14 protein-coding genes are annotated in these 21,735 nt (G+C 62.6%); 7 read left to right on the top strand and 7 right to left on the bottom strand.

Annotated elements, in window-relative coordinates; translation table 11 throughout:
* Nucleotides 1–8 precede the first annotated feature (8 nt).
* Together speB and DBIPINDM_RS13235 are read right to left on the bottom strand one after the other, a co-directional pair.
* Entirely contained in the window at nucleotides 9–968 is a 960-nt protein-coding gene (speB, locus tag DBIPINDM_RS13230; protein WP_258587674.1) for an agmatinase, read from the bottom strand.
* A 52-nt stretch (nucleotides 969–1,020) separates the two neighbouring features.
* Nucleotides 1,021–2,121, bottom strand: a complete 1,101-nt coding sequence (locus DBIPINDM_RS13235; RefSeq protein WP_258587675.1) for a polyamine ABC transporter substrate-binding protein — start codon at nucleotides 2,119–2,121, stop codon at nucleotides 1,021–1,023.
* Between the two features lie 132 nt (nucleotides 2,122–2,253).
* Here DBIPINDM_RS13235 and DBIPINDM_RS13240 point away from each other — a divergent pair, with 132 nt between their 5' ends.
* Nucleotides 2,254–3,144: a LysR substrate-binding domain-containing protein gene (locus DBIPINDM_RS13240; RefSeq protein WP_258587676.1), complete on the top strand. Its 891-nt coding sequence runs from the start codon at nucleotides 2,254–2,256 to the stop codon at nucleotides 3,142–3,144.
* Nucleotides 3,145–3,172: 28 nt separating this feature from the next.
* Here the strand turns inward: DBIPINDM_RS13240 and DBIPINDM_RS13245 are convergent, their stop codons facing one another.
* A complete protein-coding gene (locus tag DBIPINDM_RS13245) occupies nucleotides 3,173–4,249 on the bottom strand; it encodes a sensor domain-containing diguanylate cyclase (RefSeq protein WP_258587677.1) in 1,077 nt (358 codons plus the stop codon).
* Nucleotides 4,250–4,558: 309 nt separating this feature from the next.
* On the opposite strand from DBIPINDM_RS13245, the gene DBIPINDM_RS13250 reads away from it, so the two are divergent.
* Together DBIPINDM_RS13250 and DBIPINDM_RS13255 are read left to right on the top strand one after the other, a co-directional pair.
* Nucleotides 4,559–5,515 carry a toll/interleukin-1 receptor domain-containing protein gene (locus tag DBIPINDM_RS13250; RefSeq protein ID WP_258587678.1) on the top strand — a complete coding sequence of 319 codons (957 nt, stop codon included), beginning with the start codon at nucleotides 4,559–4,561 and terminating at the stop codon, nucleotides 5,513–5,515.
* Entirely contained in the window at nucleotides 5,512–6,330 is an 819-nt protein-coding gene (locus DBIPINDM_RS13255) for a hypothetical protein (RefSeq protein ID WP_258587679.1), read from the top strand. Before DBIPINDM_RS13250 ends, DBIPINDM_RS13255 begins: the two co-directional genes overlap by 4 nt.
* Nucleotides 6,331–6,588: 258 nt before the next feature.
* Here DBIPINDM_RS13255 and DBIPINDM_RS13260 read toward each other — a convergent pair whose 3' ends face one another.
* On the bottom strand, nucleotides 6,589–8,868 hold the full coding sequence (locus tag DBIPINDM_RS13260; protein ID WP_258587680.1) for an NADP-dependent malic enzyme: 2,280 nt from the start codon (nucleotides 8,866–8,868) through the stop codon (nucleotides 6,589–6,591).
* Between the two features lie 215 nt (nucleotides 8,869–9,083).
* Here DBIPINDM_RS13260 and mutS point away from each other — a divergent pair, with 215 nt between their 5' ends.
* Nucleotides 9,084–11,813 (top strand): DNA mismatch repair protein MutS, encoded by a 2,730-nt coding sequence (gene mutS / locus DBIPINDM_RS13265; RefSeq protein ID WP_258587681.1) that lies wholly within the window; start codon nucleotides 9,084–9,086, stop codon nucleotides 11,811–11,813.
* A gap of 79 nt (nucleotides 11,814–11,892) precedes the next feature.
* Here the strand turns inward: mutS and DBIPINDM_RS13270 are convergent, their stop codons facing one another.
* The 3 genes from DBIPINDM_RS13270 to DBIPINDM_RS13280 all read right to left on the bottom strand — a co-directional run bounded on the left by DBIPINDM_RS13270 (nucleotide 11,893) and on the right by DBIPINDM_RS13280 (nucleotide 15,778).
* The gene (locus DBIPINDM_RS13270) at nucleotides 11,893–12,738 is read right to left on the bottom strand and encodes an aldo/keto reductase (RefSeq protein WP_258587682.1); all 846 of its coding nucleotides are present in this window, start codon (nucleotides 12,736–12,738) and stop codon (nucleotides 11,893–11,895) included.
* Between the two features lie 87 nt (nucleotides 12,739–12,825).
* The gene (locus DBIPINDM_RS13275; protein ID WP_258587683.1) at nucleotides 12,826–13,215 is read right to left on the bottom strand and encodes a DUF305 domain-containing protein; all 390 of its coding nucleotides are present in this window, start codon (nucleotides 13,213–13,215) and stop codon (nucleotides 12,826–12,828) included.
* Nucleotides 13,216–13,258: 43 nt separating this feature from the next.
* Complete coding sequence (locus tag DBIPINDM_RS13280) at nucleotides 13,259–15,778, bottom strand: heavy metal translocating P-type ATPase (RefSeq protein ID WP_258587684.1); 2,520 nt, start codon at nucleotides 15,776–15,778, stop codon at nucleotides 13,259–13,261.
* 504 nt (nucleotides 15,779–16,282) lie between these two features.
* Here DBIPINDM_RS13280 and DBIPINDM_RS13285 point away from each other — a divergent pair.
* From DBIPINDM_RS13285 to murJ, 3 genes are all read left to right on the top strand, one after another.
* Complete coding sequence (locus tag DBIPINDM_RS13285) at nucleotides 16,283–17,080, top strand: glycosyltransferase family 25 protein (protein WP_258587685.1); 798 nt, start codon at nucleotides 16,283–16,285, stop codon at nucleotides 17,078–17,080.
* Between the two features lie 90 nt (nucleotides 17,081–17,170).
* A complete protein-coding gene (locus DBIPINDM_RS13290) occupies nucleotides 17,171–19,972 on the top strand; it encodes a [protein-PII] uridylyltransferase (RefSeq protein WP_258587686.1) in 2,802 nt (933 codons plus the stop codon).
* A gap of 46 nt (nucleotides 19,973–20,018) precedes the next feature.
* Nucleotides 20,019–21,626 (top strand): murein biosynthesis integral membrane protein MurJ, encoded by a 1,608-nt coding sequence (gene murJ / locus DBIPINDM_RS13295; protein WP_258587687.1) that lies wholly within the window; start codon nucleotides 20,019–20,021, stop codon nucleotides 21,624–21,626.
* The last annotated feature ends 109 nt before the right edge of the window (nucleotides 21,627–21,735 follow it).

The raw sequence follows: 21,735 nt of genomic DNA on the forward strand, positions 1-21,735 counted from the left end.
GGAATTGCTTAGCTTTTCTTCTCCGCAAGCAGGCCAAGATAGTGCTGCAGCACGGCGGCGCCGGCGATCGAGGTGACGTCGGCGTGGTCATAGGCCGGCGCCACTTCGACGACATCGGCGCCGACGATATCGAGCGAGCCGAGCCGCCGCAGGATCATCAGCGCCTCGCGTGACGAAAGACCACCCGCGACCGGCGTGCCGGTGCCCGGGGCAAAGGCCGGGTCGAGACAGTCGATGTCGAAGGTCAGATAGGTTCCGGCATCGCCGACACGCGCCTTGATGCGCTCGACAACGCCGGCCACGCCGAGCTCGGCAACATCTTCGCCGTGCAGGATTTCAAGGCCGCAGCTGTCCGGCGCGTGGGTGCGGATGCCGACCTGGATCGAACGCTCCGGCAGGATCAGGCCCTCGGCAACCGCCCTGGCGACGAACGAGCCATGGTCGATGCGCTTTTCCTCGTCGAGCCATGTATCCTGGTGGGCGTCGAACTGGACCAGCGCCAGCGGCCCATGCTTCTTCGCATGCGCCCTGAGCAGCGGCCAGGTGACGTAGTGGTCGCCGCCGATCGACAGCAGCGTCACGCCGGCATCGACGACCTCGCTTGCCTGCGCCTCGATCTGCCACGGCGTTTCGTCATGCCGGCCGAAATCGAGGCCGCAATCGCCATAATCGATGACCGCCAGCTTTTCGAACGGGTCGGCGCGGAAAGGATATTGCGGGTCGCCTTCCAGGATGGCCGAGGCGCGCCGCACGCCTTGCGGGCCGAAGCGGGCGCCCGGACGGTTGGACACGGCCGCATCGAAGGGGATGCCCCAGACGGCGACATCGACACCGTCGAGGTTGCGGGTCAGCCTCCGGCGCATGAAGGACAGCACGCCGCCATAGACCGGCTCGTGCGAGCCGCCATAGATATTCTTGCCGAAAACGGCATCGTCGGTCTGGCGCGAACGCGGCAGGGATTCAAGCATATCGATCACTTCTTTTGCTGGGGGGAGGTGTTGAGCCTGAACAGGCCGGGGATCAGTTCGTTCCGGTGGTGAATCCGGTCCACAGCCGCGTGACCAGGCGCAGCGATTTCTGGTCGCGCGGCTGGGCGGCGAACAGATGCTTCATCGTCTCTTTGGAGAGATAGATGTCGGGATTGTCGCGAACGGTCTCGTCGATCATCGGCGCCGCCGCCTCGACCGCGTTCGGGTAGAGCGTCGCATTGGTGAAGCGGGCGGCAATTTGCGGCTTCATCAGGAAATCCACGAACGCCGCGGCGTTTTCGGGGTGCGGCGCATCGACCGGGATGGTGATGACGTCGAAGAAGATTTCCGTGCCTTCCCTGGGGATGGAATAGCCGATATCGGCACCGCTTTTGGCATCCACCGCCTTGGTCGCCGCGCCGATCGCATCGCCGCTCCAGCCAAGCGCCAGGCAGAGGTCGCCGGCCGCCATCTCGCCCATGATCGAACCGGATTTGAAATGCCTGATGTAAGGCTTGATCGCGGTCAGCAGATCGGCTGCCTTCCTGATCTCGCTCTCGTCGGTCGAGAACGGATCGAAGCCAAGATAGTTGAGCGCGATCGACATCACGCCCTCGGGGGAATCGACCATGGCGATGCCGCAATCCTGGAATTTTTTCGCCACCTCCGGCTTGAAGATCATGTCGAGGCTGTTGACCGGGGCGTCCTTCATCCGCTCGGCGATCTCCGCCTTGTTGTAGATGATGCCTGTCGTGCCATAGGCGTAAGGCACCGCATAGGCGTTGCCCGGATCCTGCCTGGCCAGGAAGGCCATGATGTCGGGATTGAGACCCCCGGCGTTGGGAAGCTGTGCCTTGTCGAGTTTCTGGATGGCTCCGGCCTTGATGTACTGGCCGACGATCGCCGCGCCCGGCATGATCAAATCGTAGCCGGAGCCGCCGGTCAGCGCCTTGGTCGTCAGCATCTCGACGGCATCGAATGTGTCGTAGACTACCTTGATGCCGGTCTGTTTCTCGAATTCAGCGATCGTGTCGGCCGGCACGTAATCGTACCAGAAGTAGATGTTGACGGTCTTATCCTCGCCGGCCAGGACACCGCCCGTCAGGGCGCAGAGGGCGAACATCGATGCGGCAAGGGTGGCAAGATGGCGCATGGCGCGGTCTCCCAGGGGTTCGGATCGCGCGAGAATTGCCCGTTCGGCGGGACCCGACAAACGGCATTTTTGTCCGTCATACTTGACAAAAACTCATCTCAAGTTTTGTCTTTGCCGATGAAGCTGCCTTCGTTGAATGCGATCCGGGCTTTCGAAGCGGCGGCGCGCCTGCACAGCTTCAAGGAGGCCGCCGACGAGTTGCGGCTGACGCCCTCGGCGGTGAGCCGGCATATCCGATCCCTGGAACAGGCGCTGGGCATCGAGCTGTTCGAGCGCGGCATCCGGCAGGTGACGCTGGTGCCGAAAGCCACCCACTTTGCCCGCCGGCTCTCCACTGCCTTCAGGTCGATCGAGAATGCCACCGAAGAGATGGGCAGCCATGGCCGGCCCGTTGCCGCCAAGCGCGCCTCGCTGTCGATCAACGCCACCTTCATGAACCTGTGGCTCGCCGACCGGCTGCCGCGTTTTCGCGCGGCGAACCCGGATTTCGAACTCGACGTATCGATCCATGACGACCAGAACCGGGGCGGCAATCCAAGCGCCGACCTGCGTGTGCTATTCACCGCCGATGCCGGCAATGCGGACTACATCCAGCTTGTGTCACTGGTGATCTTCCCTGTCTGCGCGCCGACCCTGCTTGCCGGTCCGAACGCGCCAAGGACGCCAGCCGATCTCGCCGGACAGAGGCTGCTGCACGAAAACACCACCGCCTGGTGGGAGGAATGGTTCGAGACGGAAGGCCTGAAGGTCGACGCGAAATCGGGTCCGATCTTCCACGACCCGGCGCTGGCCGTGCGCGAGGCGGTCAATGGCGGCGGCGTCGCGCTGGTCGACAACGTCATGGCGCAGGACCTGCTGGCCAGCGGCCAACTGGTGGCGCCGTTTCCAGTGCGGCACGCAATTCCAGAAAGCTATTGCCTGCAGCAAAAGCCGGGCCATCGCGGCTCGGCTGGCATCAAGCGGTTCCGCGAGTGGCTGTTGCTGGAGATCGCCAGCCACAAGCAGGCGATGGGGATGGTCTGAGGGCTTCTGCGCGCGCCCTTGATGGCGCTCAGGCGGTCTTGCGAAGGTCAGACCCGGACGGCGGCGCCATTTCCGTGGCGGTGACCAACCGGTTGCGGCCGCTCTTTTTGCCGATGTACATCAGCCGGTCGGCGAGTGCGATCAGTGCTTCGGAATCGGCGGCTTCCGCCGGATACATGGCCACGCCAACGGTGCAGCCGACCTGGATGGCGCCATTCGGCGTCGGAACCTTGATCCGCAACCTTTCCAGGATGCGTTCGGCGACGCGCACCGCCTTCTGCTGTGCCAGTTCGGTGTCGGCCGAGAACAGGAAGGCGAACTCGTCGCCGCCAAGCCGGGCGACGAAATCGGCGCTGCGCAGGATCGAGCGAAGCTGGCTCGACACGCGCTGCAGCAGCGCATCGCCGGCCTCGTGGCCGAGCGTGTCATTGACTTCCTTGAACCGGTCGAGGTCGATGAACAGAAGCCCGGCTGCCTCGCCGGTGGCGCCGCAGCGTGCGACCACCGATTTGAGCTCGTTGTGGAAGGCACGCCGGTTGGGCAGGTCGGTCAAGGCATCATGGTTGGCCGAATGGTCGCTCTGCTGCTTCGCCACCTCGATCTCGCGCTTTTGCGCGGACAGTTCCTCGTTGGCGGTCTTCAGATCCAGGACCAGCTGGGCGTTGAGGTCCTCGACGACCTTGCGATCGCTGATGTCGACGACGAAACCCTCCAGAAATTCGAGTTCGCCGGCTTCGTCCCAGACGCCGCCGCCGATCTCGCGGACCCAGAGCGGTTCGCCGACCCTGGGCACGATGCGGTAGTCGACGTTCCAGTTGCAGCGCGCCTCGAGCGCGGCGTCGACGGCGGCATAGACCGACGGCAGGTCATCCGGGTGGATGGCCGAGACATAGTCGCGCACCGCGTTGTGGATGAAATCGCTCGGCCGATAGCCGCTGACGGTGAAAATGCCGTCGCTGATATAGAGCATGGTGTAGGACGCATCGTTGCGGCAACGGTAGAGATAACCGTCCATGCGGCCGGTGATGCTGAGCAAGGCGTCCAGCCGCTCGTCGTGGTAGGCTCCCTGGCCGACCACGGATACAGAAACTCCGTCATGCTGCATGGCCGCACCCCCATTTAGCGGTCTGAGCGCGCCGTGGATGCCGTCACGGCATGTCGGCAAGAGCTTTCCTATATCAGCTGAATCTTATCAATCTCTTATGGGTTTCGGCGATTTAACCCGCAAATTCGGCGGGAAGATTGCAGGCTGCTAGCCGCCGTTTTTCGCGACCGATGACTATCAGATACAATTCGCAGAGAGGAGCAGTGCTTCTTATCTGCGTATTGCGGCACTGAGAGTGATGCCTGTAAGATACTGATGGGGCGCCGTCATTCTACCATACTAAAATTTAGACGGTGCGGGGAAAAACCAATGGCGAGTAGCGCGTCTAAGAGAACTATTTCGAAGAAATCTCATCCGAGAAAACGTTCGACATCTGCAAATTCGCAACGGTTTGAGCCAGCGAAGCTTGATTCACTTTTTTCTGCTCTAGACGCAGTTGCTTGGCTGGAAACACCCTCCAACGGGCAGGTCGCCCAGTTTGCGGGGATCGATCCTCGAACAGCAGGAAAGCTCTTGAAGAACGCTATTCAGATCGGCTTGGTTGACAGTGTTGGCAATAGCTATGCCTTGTTGCTTCCTTATCCCTACAAGGGGTCGAAAGAACAGAAAGAAGCCGTAGTTAAGGAGGCGCTCGTCCGACTGCCACTCTTGACCGGGATTCGTCAATTTCTGAGATTAGGCGACAGATCAGATGTTGCGCTTCGTAAAGCTGCTACGATTGCAGGAATCGCACCATTTGTCCCCGCTGATTTAAATCCATTAATTGAATGGGCTCAATCACTTGGGGCGCTTCAGCCAGATCTGCTCGCCGAAGACCTCGTAGACCAAGCAGAGAACAAGAAAGAGCTGCGTCATAGAGAAGATAGCAGCCGTCGCATAGCGTTTTTATCTCACAGTTCAGCGGACAAGCCTTTTATTCGGCAACTCGCCGCCGACCTTACGGCGAATGGAATTGACGTGTGGCTTGATGAGCAACGAATACGAGTTGGGGACTCTATACCCGAGAAGATCGCGCAGGGTCTAGCAGGCGCTGATTTTTTCCTGATTGGAATGAGCAATCACTCTGCAAATTCACCATGGGTCCAAAAGGAACTGAACAACGCGCTTGTAAATGAAGTCCAGAGGCGAAAAGTCCACATTTTGCCGTTGAAACTCGACGACTCGCCAATTCCTCAGATCATTGCGGATAAGAAATACGCAGATTTCTCTAAATCCTACAAAGCAGGGCTTGAAGACCTACTCACGTCGCTAAGGGGTGACCTATGACCGCCGAAGAAACAAAGAAGCGACAAATGCCAAAAGGCGGACGAAAGGGCGGCTCTGTCTTTCCCCGAATAGCGCTGCAGGATGCACTCGGGTATGCACGAAAATTGGTCAGTAAGACTCATACAAGTGCACAACCAATGGACATTATCTTTTCCGGAGTTGTGGGCGCCAAGAGCGGCAAGGGGCGTGTTCGCATTTCCGCACTAAGGCAGTATGGGCTCCTTAAGGGAGATGTGAAGTCCAGTTTCATCGCTGGTGATTTGGCTAAGAAAATTTCCGCCGCGCCGGAGGAAGAACTTATACCTCTGTATCAAGAGGCGATATTAAAGCCGACCGTCTTCAAAACGCTTTTTGACACTTTTCATGGGGATATAGTAACAAAATCAAAGCTTAAGCAACGTGCCGCAGATTTGAAAATCCATCCAGATGAGACCGAAACATGTGTTGAACTGTACATTTCTGGCATGCAGCTTGCTCGCTTGGTAACGGTTGACGGTGACCGTGTCACCCATGTTGCATCAAACGGCATTGGGGCAACATCAGACGATGGCCGCCCTGCGGATGATAACCTCGGATTGCAAGATGGGGCAGCAGCAGATGAGGCCCCTGATGCAAACCTTGACACGAAAACTGACTTTGAAAATGCCAACGGAGGCCAAGACACTAATACAGGCCGCGAAGCTGCTTTGCCGGCTGAGACGGCGCACGCCATACCGCGCGCCATCTTTAACGTAAATGTTACGCTCGACTCCAGTTTGGATACGGAGAAGCTGAAAAAACAGCTCGAACTCTTAAAGCAGTTTGGAGCAATTTGAGTGCCAGCGCTTCACAATTAATGCTCAATGCCCACCCAAGTACAGGGCTACGACTGCAGCAATGTAGGACGCCGAGATCATCAAGTATGAGAACTGAAGGAAGGTCATAGGAGAAAATCCTCGTGCTGGAGAGGATTCTCCTAATAGTCGCCGATTTTCGTTCCCGCAAAGGGAAAATTTTGACAATGGGTCTAGACCCATCGTCAGAAAAATTGATTCACGCTGACTCGAACGAACCAGTCGCAATATTTTATGCCCTCAAGTCCCCGCCGTATAAGCCGCGATCGCCGCCATGTTGACGATGTCTGAGTCCTTCGCGTTCAGCGAAACGATCTGCACCGGCTTGTTCAGTCCGACCAGCAGCGGGCCGATCACCGTCGAGCCGCCGAGTTCCTGCAGCATCTTGGTCGAGATCGAGGCCGAGTGGAAGGCCGGCATGATCAGCACATTGGCCGGGCCGGTCAGCCTTATGAACGGATATTGCGCCATGGCGCGGGCATTGAGCGCGACGTCGGCGGCCATTTCGCCATCATATTCGAAATCGACGCGGCGCTTGTCGAGGATGCGCACCGCTTCCTGGACCCGCTCTGAGCGTTCGCCCTGGGGATGGCCGAAGGTGGAGTAGGCAAGCATGGCGAGCCTCGGCTCGTAGCCCATGCGGCGGGCGAAGCCTGCCGCTTCCTCGGCGATGTCGGCGATCTGCTCGGCATTCGGCATGTCGTGCACGGCGGTGTCGGCGACGAGCACGGTCTTGCCTCGCGCCAGCACGATCGACACGCCGATGACGCGGTGGCCGGGCTTGGCGTCGATGACGCGGCGGATGTCGTCGAGCGCTGTCGAATAGTTGCGGGTCACACCGGTGACGATGCCGTCGGCGTCGCCCAGCGCCACCATGCAGGCGGCGAAGTGGTTGCGGTCGTTGTTGATCAGGCGCTGGCAATCACGGAACAGGAAGCCTTTGCGCTGCATGCGCTCGTACAGATAGTCGGTGTAGATGCCGTTGCGGCGCGACAACCGGGCATTGATGATCTCGATGCCTTGCTTGTTGAGGTCTATGCCGGCGTGCTTGGCGTTTTCCTTGATGACGTCGTCGCGGCCAAGCAGGATGGCGGTGCCGAGCTTCTGGTTCACATAGGAGACGGCGGCGCGCATCACCTGCTCCTCCTCGCCCTCGGCGAAGACGATGCGCTTTGGCTGGCGGCGCACGCGGTCGTAGATACGCTGCAAGGTGGAGGCGATCGGGTCGCGGCGAGCGGACAGTTCCTGCGCATAGCGGTCGAGATCGAGGATCGGCTTGCGGGCGACGCCCGACTCCATCGCCGCTTTGGCCACGGCAAGAGGAATTGCCGAGATCAGGCGCGGGTCGAACGGTACCGGGATGATGTAGTTGGGGCCGAATTTCGGCCGGTTGCCCTGATAAGCGGCAGCGACATCGTCGGGTACGTCCTTGCGCGCCAGTTCGGCGAGCGCTCTGGCCGCCGCGATCTTCATGTCGTCGTTGATGGTGGTGGCCCTGACATCCAGCGCGCCGCGGAAGATGTAGGGGAAGCCGAGCACGTTGTTGACCTGGTTCGGATAGTCCGAACGGCCGGTCGCCATGATGGCATCGGTGCGGATTTCGGCCACTTCCTCCGGCGTGATTTCCGGGTCGGGATTGGCCATGGCGAAGATGATCGGGTTCTTGGCCATCGACTGCACCATGGCGGTGGTCAGTGCGCCCTTGGCCGAGAGGCCGAGGAAGACGTCGGCGCCATCGAGCGCCTCGGCGAGGCTGCGCGTGTCGGTCTTGACCGCATGCGCCGACTTCCACTGATTCATGCCTTCGGTGCGGCCCTGGAAGACGACGCCCTTGGTGTCGCACAGGATGATGTTTTCGGGCGCGAAGCCCATCGCCTTCATCAGCTCGATGCAGGCGATGCCGGCGGCACCGGCTCCATTGCAGACCATTTTCGTGGTCTTCATGTCGCGGCCGGTGATTTCCAGCGCGTTGATCAGGCCGGCGGCCGAGATGATGGCGGTGCCGTGCTGATCGTCGTGGAAGACCGGAATGTCCATCAATTCGCGCAGCCGCTGCTCGATGATGAAGCACTCCGGCGCCTTGATGTCTTCCAGGTTGATGCCGCCGAAGGACGGCCCGAGGAAGCGCACGCAGTTGATGAACTCGTCGGCGTCCTCGGTGTCGACCTCGAGGTCGATGGAATCGACATCGGCGAAGCGCTTGAACAGCACCGCCTTGCCTTCCATCACCGGCTTGGAGGCCAGCGCACCGAGATTGCCGAGGCCAAGGATGGCGGTGCCGTTGGAGATGACGGCAACCATGTTGCCGCGCGTCGTGTAGTCGAAGGCGCGGCTGGGATCCTCGGCGATGGCGCGCACCGGAACGGCGACCCCTGGCGAGTAAGCGAGGCTGAGGTCGCGCTGCGTGGCCATCGGCTTGGTGGCGACGATTTCCAGCTTGCCGGGCCGGCCCATAGCATGGAATTCGAGCGCTTCCTGCGCGCTGACGGACGGACCGCTGTTCTCGGTTTTCCTGGCCATGATGCTTTTGATTTCCTCGCCGGTGCAGCACCTCCTTGAAGCGGGTGCTTTGTTTCGGTCCGAATTAAGACCACGCGCCGCCGCGTGTAAACCGCCAGCGCGCCGGAATCGCGGATCGGACGGGAAAATGCGGGTACTTGGTCGTCTCCGTCGTCCCCTGCTTTTCGAAGCCCCGGCATTAAACCCGGCCACCACATCTGCTAGCGTGCCCAGCCATGAACATGCACAGCCCGAACGAGCCCGACGCCCCCGAGGTGATGACGCCGCCACAGCCCGGCGCTGCCGCCGTCACGCCGATGATGGAGCAGTTCATCGAGATCAAGGCGGCGAACCCGGATTCGCTGCTGTTCTACCGCATGGGCGATTTCTACGAGCTGTTCTTCGACGATGCCGAAAAGGCGAGCCGGGCGCTCGGCATCGTGCTGACCAAGCGCGGCAAGCACCAGGGCCATGACATCCCGATGTGCGGCGTGCCGGTGCATGCCGCGGACGACTATCTGCAGAAGCTGATCGGCCAGGGGTTCCGCGTCGCCGTCTGCGAGCAGATCGAGGATCCGGCCGAAGCCAAGAAGCGCGGCTCCAAATCGGTGGTGCGTCGCGATGTGGTGCGGCTGGTGACGCCGGGCACCATCACCGAGGACAAATTGCTGGCACCGTCGGAATCGAGCTTCCTGATGGCGCTGGGTCGGGTGAAGGGCGGCAGCGACCACAGCTTTGCCTTGGCCTGGATCGATATCTCGACTGGCGCCTTCCGCGTTGCCGAGACCACCGCCGACCGGCTGCTCGCCGACATCTTCCGTGTCGATCCGCGCGAGATGATCGTCGCCGAGCCGGTGTTTCACGATCCGGAGCTGAAGCCGGTGTTCGACATGCTCGGCCGTGTCGCCAATCCGCAGCCGCCGTCGCTGTTCGATTCGGCCTCGGCCACCGGGCGCATCGCCCGTTTCTTCGATGTGGCGACGCCGGACAGCTTCGGTACGTTTTCGCGCGCCGAACTGTCGGCGATCTCGGGCGCCATCGCCTATGTCGAGAAGACGCAGAAAGCCGAGCGGCCGCCACTGTCGCGGCCCGAGCGCGAGGAGCAGGGCTCGACGCTGTTCATCGATCCGGCGACGCGCGGCAATCTCGAGCTCTTGCGCACATTGTCCGGCAGCCGCGACGGTTCGCTGTTCAAGGCGATCGACCGCACGGTGACCGGTGGCGGCGCAAGGCTGCTCGCCGACCGGCTGATGGCGCCGCTGACCGATCCGTCAGCGATCGGTGCGCGCCTCGATTCGGTGTCGTTCTTCCGCTCCGAAACCCGGCTTTGCCAGGCAGTGCGGACGAGCCTGAAGAGCGTCGCCGACATGCCGCGCGCGCTGTCCAGGCTGGCGCTCAACCGCGGCGGCCCGCGCGATCTCGGCGCGCTGCGTGCCGGCTTCGAGGCGGCCGGTGCCATCGCCGAGATTTTTGCCGCGACTGCCCTGCCCCAGGAATTGGCTGGCGCAATGGCCGCTATTCAAGCGCTGCCCCAGGCGCTTGCCCGGCATCTGATGCAGGCGCTGAGTGAGGAACTGCCGCTGTTGAAGCGCGACGGTGGCTTCCTTCGCGGCAGTTACCACCCGGAACTCGACGAGATGCGGGCGCTGCGCGACGAGTCGCGAAAAGTGATCGCCGGGCTGGAACGCTCGCTGATCGAGGAGACCGGCATCCGTTCGCTAAAAATCCGGCACAACAATGTGCTCGGCTACTATATCGAGGTGACCGCCAACCACCATGCGATCATGACCGGCAGCGATGGCGCCAAGGCGCGCTTCATCCACCGCCAGACCATGGCCAATGCCATGCGCTTCACCACGACCGAGCTTGCCGAACTCGAGACCAAGATCGCCAATGCCGCCGACCGGGCGCTGAGCATCGAGCTGGCGGCATTCGATGCGCTGATGGCGGAAGCCGTCGGCGAAGCAGAAAAAATCCGTGCCGGCGCCGACGCGCTCGCCGTGATCGATGTGTCGGCGGCGCTTGCGCTACTTTCGGAAAGCGAGGCCTGGTGCCGGCCGGTGGTGGATTCCAGCCTTGCCTTCGAGATTGCCGGCGGCCGGCATCCGGTGGTCGAGCAGGCACTGCGCCGCTCCGGCGAAGGCCCGTTCGTGGCCAATGATTGCGACCTGTCACCGGAGGGTAGCGCCAAGAACGGTGCCATTTGGCTTCTGACCGGCCCCAACATGGGCGGTAAATCGACGTTCCTGCGGCAAAACGCGCTGATCGCCATCCTGGCCCAGACTGGCTCCTTCGTGCCGGCGACATCGGCCCATATCGGCGTCGTCGACCGGCTGTTCTCGCGCGTCGGCGCTTCCGACGATCTGGCGCGCGGCCGTTCGACCTTCATGGTCGAGATGGTCGAGACGGCGGCAATCCTCAACCAGGCCGGCGAACGGGCGCTGGTGATCCTCGACGAGATCGGCCGCGGCACCGCCACCTTCGACGGCCTGTCGATCGCCTGGGCGGCGGTGGAATACCTGCATGAGAAGAACCGCTGCCGGGCAATCTTTGCCACCCATTTCCACGAAATGACCTCGCTCGCCGGCAAGCTGACGCGGCTCCATAACGTCACCATGCGGGTCAAGGAATGGGAAAACGACGTCGTCTTCCTGCACGAGGTCGGCAGAGGTGCGGCCGACCGCTCCTACGGCGTGCAGGTGGCGCGGCTCGCCGGCCTGCCCGAAGCGGTGGTCGACCGAGCCAAACAGGTGCTGCACCAATTGGAGGAAGGCGAGGTTTCGGGCAAGACCAACCGGCTGGTCGACGACCTGCCGCTGTTTTCGGTGGCCATGAAGCGCGAAGCGCCGAAGCCGGTAAAGAGCGATGCGCTGGGTGCCGCGCTCGGCGATATCAATCCCGACGAGATGACGCCACGGGAGGCGCTGGAGGCGCTCTACCGGCTGAAAGGGCTGGCGGGGAAGTAGGCACCTCTGCCATCCGGGCGGCGGCACAGGAACCGCCAATCTCCCCCCTCGTGGGGGAGATTGGCAACTTCATCGCCGCTCAGATCATCTCCAGCCCGCGCTTGCGCGTTGGTGGCCGGAAAGCGCGGTCGAGATCGGCGAGATCCTGCGGCGTAAGCTCGATGTCGAGCGCGGCAAAATTCTGGCGGACATGCTGCTGGCTGCTGGCTTTCGGAATGGCGATGACGCCCTCCTGCTGCATCACCCAAGCCAAGGCGATTTGTGCAGGGGTCGCACCGTGGCGGGCGGCGACGGCTTCAAGTCTGCTGTTGCGCGCCAACGCGCCCTGCTCGACCGGCGAATAGGCCATCAGCGGAATGCCGCGCTGTCGGCTCCAGGGCGCCAGATCGAACTCGAGGCCGCGACGGACCAGATTGTAAAGCACCTGGTTGGTCTGGACGTTGCCGCCATCGGGCAAGCCGGTGAGCTCTTCCATCTCCTCGGTGTCGAAATTGCTGACGCCCCAATGGCGGATCTTGCCGGCCTTCTTCAAGGCCTCGAAGGCTTCGACCGTCTCCGCCAAAGGCACGCTGCCCGGCCAATGCAAGAGATAGAGGTCGATGCGGTCGGTGCGCAGGCGCTTCAGGCTGTTCTCGCAGGCGCGCTGCACGCCCGCGCGCGACGCGTTTGATGGCAGCACTTTCGAGACCACGAAGACCTCGGCGCGGCGCCCGGCAATGGCTTCGGCCACCACCTCCTCGGCGCCGCCGCTGGCATACATTTCGGCGGTGTCGATCAGCGTGATGCCAAGGTCGAGGCCAAGCTTGAGCGCGCTGACCTCATCGGCACGGCGCCGCGAATCCTCGCCCATTTTCCACGTGCCCTGGCCAAGAACGGCAATGGCTTCGCCGGAGGGCAGCGTAGTGGTTCTGACGATCGATGGCATGGCGGGCTCCAGTTGGGGCCGGATCGCAGCACAGGCCGGGCGAGAAATCCAGAGGGCCTTCTCGCCGCCTTCGCGATTGCAGGAAGCCTACTTCACCGGATGAGCGGCAAGCCAGTCCTGCATCTGCTTGATCTCGGCTTCCTGCGCGGCGATGACGCCTTCGGCCAGCTTGCGGATTTCCGGGTCCTTGCCATTGGCAAGCTCGACTTTGGCCATGTCGATCGCACCCTGATGGTGCGGAATCATGCCGCGGACGAAGTCGACATCGGCATTGCCGGTGTATTTGACCATCATGTCCTTGTGCATCTTGTCCATCGCCTTCTTGTAGCCAACGGTGGCAGGGCTTTGCGCACCCATCGCCATACCGGCCATGTTATGTTTCATCTCTTCGCTCTGCGCCGGAACGCTTTCGAGGAAGACGGCGAGCAGCATTCCGGCCGCCATCAGCAAAAGCACGAGTTTCTTGGCCAAGGTCATTCATGGTCTCCTGTTGCTTGGTTTTCGTATTTGGGGGTTTCGATCAGAGTTTCAACGTCCGCAGACGCAATGCGTTGGCGATGACAGAAACGGAGGACAGGCTCATCGCCGCCGCCGCCAGCATCGGCGACAAGAGCATGCCGGTGAGCGGATAGAGCACGCCGGCGGCGACCGGCACGCCAAGCACATTGTAGAGGAAGGCGAAGAACAGGTTCTGGCGGATGTTGCCGATCGTCGCCTGGGCGAGCTTACGTGCCCGGACTATGCCATTAAGGTCGCCCTTGACCAGGGTGATGCCGGCGCTTTCGACCGCGACATCGGCGCCAGTGCCCATGGCGATGCCGACATCGGCGCTGGCCAAGGCCGGCGCATCGTTGACGCCGTCGCCGGCCATGGCGACACCTTTGCCCTTGCCGCGTAGCTCGTCGACAAGGGCTGCCTTCTGTTCCGGCAACAGACCGGCGCGAACCTCATCGATACCGAGGCTTTTGGCGATCGCCTTGGCGGTGCGCTCATTGTCACCGGTCGCCATGATGATCCTCAAGCCGCTGTCATGCAGCGCCCGGATTGCCTCGGCAGTGGTCGCCTTGATGGGATCGGCAACGGCGACGATGCCGGCCAGCTTGCCGCCGACGGCGACGAACATCGCCGTCTTGCCATCGCCCTGCAGCGCTTCGGCACTGGCCGAAACGGCGGAAACGTCGACGCCGAGGTCGCGCATCATCGCGGCATTGCCGAGCGCGACAGTCTTGCCCGACACCGTGCCGGAAACGCCCTTGCCGGTGACCGCCTCGAAATCAATGGCATCGGCGACGGTTACACTGCGCGCGACGGCACCTTCGACGATGGCCTCGGCCAACGGATGCTCCGAGCCCTTCTCGAGGCTCGCGGCGAGCCCCAGCAATTCGTCTTCGGAAAAGCCGTTTGCTGCGACAACATCCGTCAGTTTCGGCCGGCCCTCGGTCAGCGTGCCGGTCTTGTCGACGATCAGCGTGTCGACGGAGGCGAAGCGTTCGAGCGCGGCGGCTTCCTTGATCAGCACACCGGCATGCGCGCCGCGCCCGGTGGCGGTCATGATCGACATCGGCGTGGCGAGACCGAGCGCACAGGGACAAGCGATGATCAGCACCGAGACGGCCGAGACGACGGCGAAGATCAGGCTGGGCTCGGGGCCGAAGACGGCCCAGGCGATGAAAGCCACGACGGCGACAAGGACGACGGCCGGAACAAAGTAGAAGGAAACGCGATCGGCCAGGCCCTGGATCGGCGCGCGCGATCGCTGTGCCTTGGCGACGAGTTCGACGATGCGCGCAAGCGTGGTCTCGGCTCCGATCCGCTCGGCGCGCATGATCAGCGAGCCGTTCTTATTCAGCGTGCCGCCGGTGAGGGCGTCGCCTTCGGCCTTTTCGACCGGCAGCGGCTCGCCCGTGATCATGGATTCGTCGATGGAAGAACGGCCTTCCAGCACCGTGCCGTCGACCGGGATGGCGTCGCCTGGCCGGATGCGCAAGCGATCGCCGGCCTTGACGCTGTCCAGCGGCACGTCGGTCTCCGAACCGTCTTCGGCGATACGCCGCGCGGTCTTGGGCGCCAGATCGAGCAGAGCGCGGATCGCCGATCCGGTCTTTTCGCGGGCACGCAATTCCAGCACCTGGCCGAGGAAGACCAGCGCGACAATGACGGCGGCAGCCTCGAAATAGACCGGCACCGCACCGCCATGGCTGCGGAACTGATGCGGGAAGATGTCCGGAAACAGGGTGGCGACGACGCTGTAGAGGTAGGCCGCGCCGACGCCCAGCGAAATCAGTGTCCACATGTTGGGGCTGCGGTTGAGGACCGACTCCCAGCCACGGTGGAAGAAAGGAAAGGCAGCCCAGAGCACCACCGGACTTGCCAGGACCAGCCCGATCCAGACCTTCGTGCGATCATCGACAAGACTATCAAGCGACAGGCCGGCCATCGGCGTCATGGCGATGATCAGAAGCGGGATCGACAGGACCGCGCTGACCCAGAACCGCCTGGTGAAATCGACCAGCTCGGGATTTGGTCTTTCATCGCCTGATGGCACGCCCATCGGTTCCAGCGCCATGCCACAGATCGGGCAGGAGCCGGGCTTGTCGCGGATGATCTCTGGATGCATCGGACACGTATATTGCGTGCCCTTGGGCGCCGGCACCGGCGCCGGCCTGTCGCTGAGATAGGCTTGCGGTGCCGCAGCGAATTTCGCCTTGCAGCCGGCGGAACAGAAATAGAAGCCCTGGCCTTCATGGCGGACAAAGTGCCTGGCGGTGGCACGGTCGACACTCATGCCGCAGACGGGGTCGGTGGCCGTCAGATATTGTTCCGGCTCGGCCTGGAATTTCGAACGGCAACCTTCACTGCAGAAATGATAGAGGCGGCCGCCATGCTCCGATGTCGACTTGCCGGCGGCCGGATCCACGGTCATGCCACAAACCGGATCGCGCAGAACCGCATCCACGGCTGCGCCTTTCGGCGCGCAACAGCTGCCATGGGTGTCGTGTGTGTGGTGGCCGCCGTGGTGATCATGGTCTGAATGCGTCATTCCAAATGCCTCTGTGCCTGTGCTTCGGCGCTGAGGTAGTGCTTCCAGTAACTGGAAGGTCAAGGGCTGTGCCGATTTTTCGCATTTTGGGGGCCCGACCGGGCTGTTCGCCCAGAAAAAGCCCACATTCCGTAGCGCAGGGCCTGATACCCGGCGCGGCCGCAACGCGCATAGACATCCGTGAAAACCAGCCTATCCGACACCCACGGTCGGAAACTGCTTGAGCTACCGAGGAAAATCTTGGGCTCCGGACGAATTCCGTCTTGCCGCCAGTGACCTTGAATAGAAAATTCCCCCTGCCGCCCGCAACATGTAATCCCCCGGTAATCCTGGGAAGATGGCCGGGTTTAAAAGCTTGTTTTTCTGATTGTGGCATAATATCCACTTCAGAGACGATCAACAAACCACAACGTCACCTGTGCCAGAAGGCTCCCGCGGTGCTTGGCGGTTCCTGTGAACGTTACGATTTCGTACAAAAAGTTTTCATACAAAATAGCTCGTAAAATGAAACGCTTGGTTATCAATCTCGATCGATCTCCCTCTCGGCTTGCCCATATGACAGCGGAGTTCGCCCGTATTGGCATCGGATTCGAGCGGGTCGCGGCAATCGATAGCAAGGAACATCCCGAGCTGGTGCTGCAGCCACAGCACGCAATACACGCCATTCGGCCGCTTTCCGGCAGCGAGATCGCCTGCCTGCATAGCCATCGTGCCTGCTGGACGATCATCGCCGAGGACGACGCCCCTTATGGCGCCGTGTTCGAGGACGATATGGTCTTCTCCGGCAAGGCCGGTATGTTGTTGGATGATACGGACTGGGTGCCGGCAGACGCGGACGTCGTGAAGCTCGAGACGTTCTTCTCCACAACCGTGATCCAGAGGAGAAGGGCCTCTGCCGGACATGGCTTTTCCATGGTCCGGCTCCGCAAGGGCCATCCGGGGGCCGGGGGTTATCTGCTCTCGCGGCGAACGGCGCGCGACTTTCTGGAGGCAACGGCGCAGGTCAGCATTGCTGTCGATGATCTCATCTTCAACCCCATCATGTCGGCCGGCAAGACCATCTACCAACTTGTTCCGGCGCTGTGCGCACAGGATCAGTTCGTCGGCGGAAAGCTGCCAAGCCTGCTTGACCAGGAACGCGATGCTGCGCGGACCGCGAGCGGGCTTATGGCAAGGCAGAGGAAGCCGATGGCCGTGAGAATCAGCAGAGAGGCCGGGCGAACCGCACGGTGGATCGCCGATTTCTGCAGATTCCGGCAACGGATCGTCGTTCCCCTCGATCCGATCGAGGCAACGGACTAGGCCGCTTGCCGGGCCACCGGCAGGCCCCATACCCAGCGCCGCGAAAACGCGCTATAGACGCCGCCCAAAAGGCAAGGCCAACCGGTACCTATGGCGAAAATCTCCCTGAAGCTCGATGAACTGATCGACGGCGAAGCCTTGCGCCGCGAGATGACCGCGCTGACGACGGCCACCGACGGCGACGGTTCCGGAGCGGCCGCCCGCGCCGGCGTTCTGCAGCTTCTCAAGGCCCGGCTTGCCGAAGGCCGAAAGATCGCCGAGGCCATGCTGAAAGAGGATGGCGGCGGTAACGCCTGTGCCGAGCGGCTGTCACATCTGATGGACGAGCTGATCCGGGCGCTCTACGATTTCGCGGCGACGCACGTCTACCGGGTGAAGAACCGTTCGTCGGCCGAACGCATGGCCGTCGTCGCGGTCGGCGGCTATGGCCGCGGCACGCTGGCGCCGGGATCCGACATCGACCTGCTGTTCCTCTTGCCCTACAAGCAGACGCCATGGGGCGAACAAACCGTCGAATACATGCTCTACATGCTGTGGGATCTGGGCTTAAAGGTCGGCCACGCCACCCGCAACATCGATGAGTGCCTGCGGCTGTCACGCACCGACATCACCATCCGCACCTCGATCCTGGAAGCGCGCTTCCTGTGGGGCGAACGCAAGCTCTATGACGAACTGATGCTGCGCTTCGACCACGAGGTGGTGCGCACGACCGGCCCGGAATATGTCCAGGCCAAGCTCGCCGAACGCGACGAGCGCCACGCCAAGGCCGGCGAGAGCCGCTATCTGGTCGAGCCCAATGTCAAGGACGGCAAGGGTGGCCTGCGCGACCTGCAGACGCTGTTCTGGATCGGCAAGTATTTCTACCGGGTGCGCACCGGCGAGGAACTGGTCGAGAAGGGCGTCTTCACCGAGGCCGAGTACCGCGAGTTCCAGAAGGCCGAAGACTTCCTGTGGGCGGTGCGCTGCCACATGCATTTCCTCACCGGCAAGGCCGAGGAGCGGCTGCATTTCGACATCCAGCGCGAGATCGCCGAGCGGCTGGGTTACACCACCCATCCCGGCCTGTCGGCAGTCGAACGCTTCATGAAGCACTACTTCCTCGTCGCCAAGGATGTCGGCGACCTGACCCGCATCTTCTGCGCCGCGCTCGAGGAGGAGCAGGCCAAGCACGTGCCGGGCTTCAACCGCATCTTCCTCACCTTCCAGCGCCGCAAGCGCAAGCTCGCCGGCACTTCCGATTTCATTGTCGACAACCACCGCATCAACATTGCCGACGACCAGGTGTTCGAGCGCGATCCGGTCAATCTGCTCAGGCTGTTCTGGTTCGCCGACAAACATGGGCTGGAGTTCCACCCCGATGCGCTGAAGCTGCTCACCCGCTCGCTCGGCCTGGTCAACAAGTCGCTGCGGCGCGACGAGGAGGCCAACCGGCTGTTCCTCGACATCTTGACCTCGGACCGCAATGCCGAGCTCAATCTGCGGCGCATGAACGAGGCCGGACTGCTGGGCCGGCTGATCCCCGATTTCGGCAAGATCGTCGCCATGATGCAGTTCTCGATGTACCACCACTACACGGTCGACGAGCACCTGATCCGCTGCATCGGCGTGCTGGCCGAGATCGAGCGCGGCGATGGCGAGAAGGTGCATCCGCTGTCGCATTCGCTGATGCCCGGGCTGAAGAAGAGCCGCGAGGCGCTTTATGTCGCCGTGCTGCTGCACGATATCGCCAAGGGCAGGCCGGAAGATCATTCCGAGGCCGGCGCCCGTATCGCACGGCGCATCTGCCCGCATATGGGGCTGTCAGCGGCTGACACCGAAACCGTCGCCTGGCTGGTCGAGAACCACCTCGTCATGTCGATGACGGCGCAGACCCGCGACCTCAACGACCGCAAGACGATCGAGGATTTCGCCGCGATCGTGCAGTCGGTCGAGCGGCTGAAGATGCTTTTGATCCTCACCGTCTGCGACATCAGGGGCGTCGGGCCGGGTGTGTGGAATGGCTGGAAGGGCCAGTTGCTGCGCACGCTCTACTACGAGACCGAACTGCTGCTGACCGGCGGTTTCTCGGAAGTGTCACGCGCGCAGCGGACCGCGGCGGCGCGCGAGCGCCTGGCCGAGGCGCTCGCCGACTGGCCCGACAAGGACCGCAAGCGCTATGTCGGACTGCATTACGAGAACTACCTGCTGGCCGTGGACCTGCCAGACCAGATTCGCCACGCCGAATTCGTCCGCGAGGCGGACGCGTCGGGCAACAAGCTCGCCACCATGGTCAAGACGCACCAGTTCGAGGCGGTGACCGAAATCACCGTTTTGGCGCAGGACCATCCCCGTCTTCTCTCGGTCGTTGCCGGGGCATGCGCCGGCGCCGGCGGCAACATTGTCGACGCGCAGATCTTCACCACGTCTGATGGCCGCGCCCTGGACACGATCCTGATATCGCGGGAATTCGACCGCGACGAGGACGAGCGCCGGCGCGCCGAGCGCGTCGGCCGGCTGATCGAAGACGTGCTGTCAGGCAAGAGCTGGCTGCCAGAGATGATCGAGAAGCGCACCAAGCCAAGGCGCGGGTCCAAGGTGTTCAAGATCCCGCCACGCGCCGAGATCCGCAACACGCTGTCGAACCGGTTTTCGGTCATCGAGGTCGAAGGGCTCGACCGCCCGGGCCTGCTGTCGGAGATCACCGGCACGCTGTCCGACCTGTCGCTCGACATTGCCTCGGCGCATATCACCACTTTCGGCGAAAAGGTCATCGACACCTTCTATGTCACCGACCTCACCGGCCAGAAGATCGACAGCCCGGCTCGCATCGCCACCATCCGCAACCGGCTGATGGCGACGCTCGAAGGCATCACGCCCGAGCGCAATGGCAAGACCAAGGCCGCCGCCGAGTGACGGCCATCATTCCTTTGTTCTAATCCCGCAGGCAGTTTCCAAACGCATGAGCCTCGTCAAGAAATTCGCTACCGTCGCTTCCGGCACGCTCATGAGCCGCGCGCTCGGCTTCGGCCGCGAGATGCTGATGGCGGCAGCGCTCGGCACCGGACCGGTGGCCGATGCCTTCAACGCCGCCTTCCAGTTTCCCAACACCTTTCGCCGGCTGTTCGCCGAAGGCGCCTTCAACGCCGCCTTCGTGCCGCTGTTTGCCAAGGAGATCGAGACGCATGGCACCGACGGCGCCAAGCGCTTTTCGGAGGAAGTGTTCGGGGTGCTGTTCTCGGCGCTTCTGGCGCTGACCATTGTCATGGAACTGGCGATGCCGCTGATCGTGCGCTACCTGGTGGCGCCGGGCTTTGCCGACACGCCGGGCAAGTTTGAGACGACCGTCGCACTGGCGACGATCATGTTCCCGTATCTCATCTGCATGTCGCTCGCCGCCATGATGGCGGGCATGCTGAACTCGCTGCGCCGCTATTTCGCGGCGGCGATCGCGCCGGCGTTCCTCAACATCATCCTGATCAGCGTGCTTGGCTATGCCTGGTACCATGGGCTGGATGCACGCGCTGTCGGCTTCAGCCTGTCCTGGGGCGTGCTGGCGGCGGGGCTCGTGCAACTCGCCATCGTCTGGGTGGCGGTGCGCAATGCCGGCATCTCGATCGGCTTCCGCCGGCCGAAGATGACGCCGAACGTCAAGCGTCTGCTGATCCTGGCGCTGCCGGCGGCGATCACCGGCGGCATCACCCAGATCAACCAGCTGATCGGCACGGCGATCGCGTCGGCGCAGGACAGCGCGGTGTCCTCGCTCGCCTATGCCGACCGCGTCTATCAGCTGCCGCTCGGTGTCGTCGGCGTCGCGGTGGCAATCGTGCTGTTGCCGGAACTGTCGCGGGCGCTGAAATCGGGCAATCTCATCGAGGCCGCCAATCTGCAGAACCGCTCGGTCGAATTCACCTTGTTCATGACCTTGCCGGCGGCGGCAGCGCTCTGGGTGATGGCGGAGCCGATCGTGCGGCTGGTCTATGAGCGCGGCGCGTTTGCCGCCAACCATTCGACGCCGACGGTGGCGGCGATCCTGGCGATCTTCGGTCTTGGCCTGCCGGCCTTCGTGCTGATCAAGGCCTTCACCCCCGGCTATTTCGCCCGCGAGGATACCCGCACGCCGATGATCTTCGCCGCCATCTCGGTGGCGGTGAACGTCGCCACCGCGCTGACGCTGTTTCCCAGGATGGGTGCACCCGGCATCGCGGTCGCCTCAGCCGTGGCCGGCTGGGTCAACGCGCTGATGCTGCTTGCCGTGCTGATCCGGAGCGGCCATTGGGGCCGCGATGTGCCGCTCCTGAAACGCATTCCCCGGCTGGTCCTGTCGGCGGCGGTAATGGCGGTGGCGCTGTATTTCGCCGAGCACTGGCTCGCCGTCAGGCTCGGTCCCGGCTCGCCGCTGGTCGTCAAGGCGACGACACTGCTGGCGCTGGTGGCCGGCGGGGCGTTGCTTTACTTCGTCACCGCGTTTGCCACCGGTGGCGCCGATTTCGGCATGATCCGACGCAATATCGGGCGTAAGGGATCGAAGGCCGGCCCATCCGTGGCAAAATCGGAACTTGACGAATAAATCACCTGGCCGGCGAACCTCGCCGGTCTTGATCCCGCCGCCCCCTTCGTCCATAAGCGCGCCGTCGCAAGACTTTCGCCGCGCGCGGTTTCCAGCCGCATGATTGGCT

It is taken from the genome of Mesorhizobium sp. AR02 (assembly GCF_024746835.1).
Taxonomy (GTDB): Bacteria; Pseudomonadota; Alphaproteobacteria; order Rhizobiales; family Rhizobiaceae; genus Mesorhizobium.

Excerpts from the sequence above, each read along its gene's own strand:
- speB (WP_258587674.1), bottom strand. The coding sequence starts at position 968 with ATGCTTGAATCCCTGCCGCGTTCGCGCCAGACCGACGATGCCGTTTTC.
- DBIPINDM_RS13235 (WP_258587675.1), bottom strand. The coding sequence starts at position 2,121 with ATGCGCCATCTTGCCACCCTTGCCGCATCGATGTTCGCCCTCTGCGCC.
- DBIPINDM_RS13245 (WP_258587677.1), bottom strand. The coding sequence starts at position 4,249 with ATGCAGCATGACGGAGTTTCTGTATCCGTGGTCGGCCAGGGAGCCTAC.
- DBIPINDM_RS13250 (WP_258587678.1), top strand. The coding sequence starts at position 4,559 with ATGGCGAGTAGCGCGTCTAAGAGAACTATTTCGAAGAAATCTCATCCG.
- DBIPINDM_RS13255 (WP_258587679.1), top strand. The coding sequence starts at position 5,512 with ATGACCGCCGAAGAAACAAAGAAGCGACAAATGCCAAAAGGCGGACGA.
- DBIPINDM_RS13260 (WP_258587680.1), bottom strand. The coding sequence starts at position 8,868 with ATGGCCAGGAAAACCGAGAACAGCGGTCCGTCCGTCAGCGCGCAGGAA.
- mutS (WP_258587681.1), top strand. The coding sequence starts at position 9,084 with ATGAACATGCACAGCCCGAACGAGCCCGACGCCCCCGAGGTGATGACG.
- DBIPINDM_RS13270 (WP_258587682.1), bottom strand. The coding sequence starts at position 12,738 with ATGCCATCGATCGTCAGAACCACTACGCTGCCCTCCGGCGAAGCCATT.
- DBIPINDM_RS13275 (WP_258587683.1), bottom strand. The coding sequence starts at position 13,215 with ATGACCTTGGCCAAGAAACTCGTGCTTTTGCTGATGGCGGCCGGAATG.
- DBIPINDM_RS13280 (WP_258587684.1), bottom strand. The coding sequence starts at position 15,778 with ATGACGCATTCAGACCATGATCACCACGGCGGCCACCACACACACGAC.
- DBIPINDM_RS13285 (WP_258587685.1), top strand. The coding sequence starts at position 16,283 with ATGAAACGCTTGGTTATCAATCTCGATCGATCTCCCTCTCGGCTTGCC.
- DBIPINDM_RS13290 (WP_258587686.1), top strand. The coding sequence starts at position 17,171 with ATGGCGAAAATCTCCCTGAAGCTCGATGAACTGATCGACGGCGAAGCC.
- murJ (WP_258587687.1), top strand. The coding sequence starts at position 20,019 with ATGAGCCTCGTCAAGAAATTCGCTACCGTCGCTTCCGGCACGCTCATG.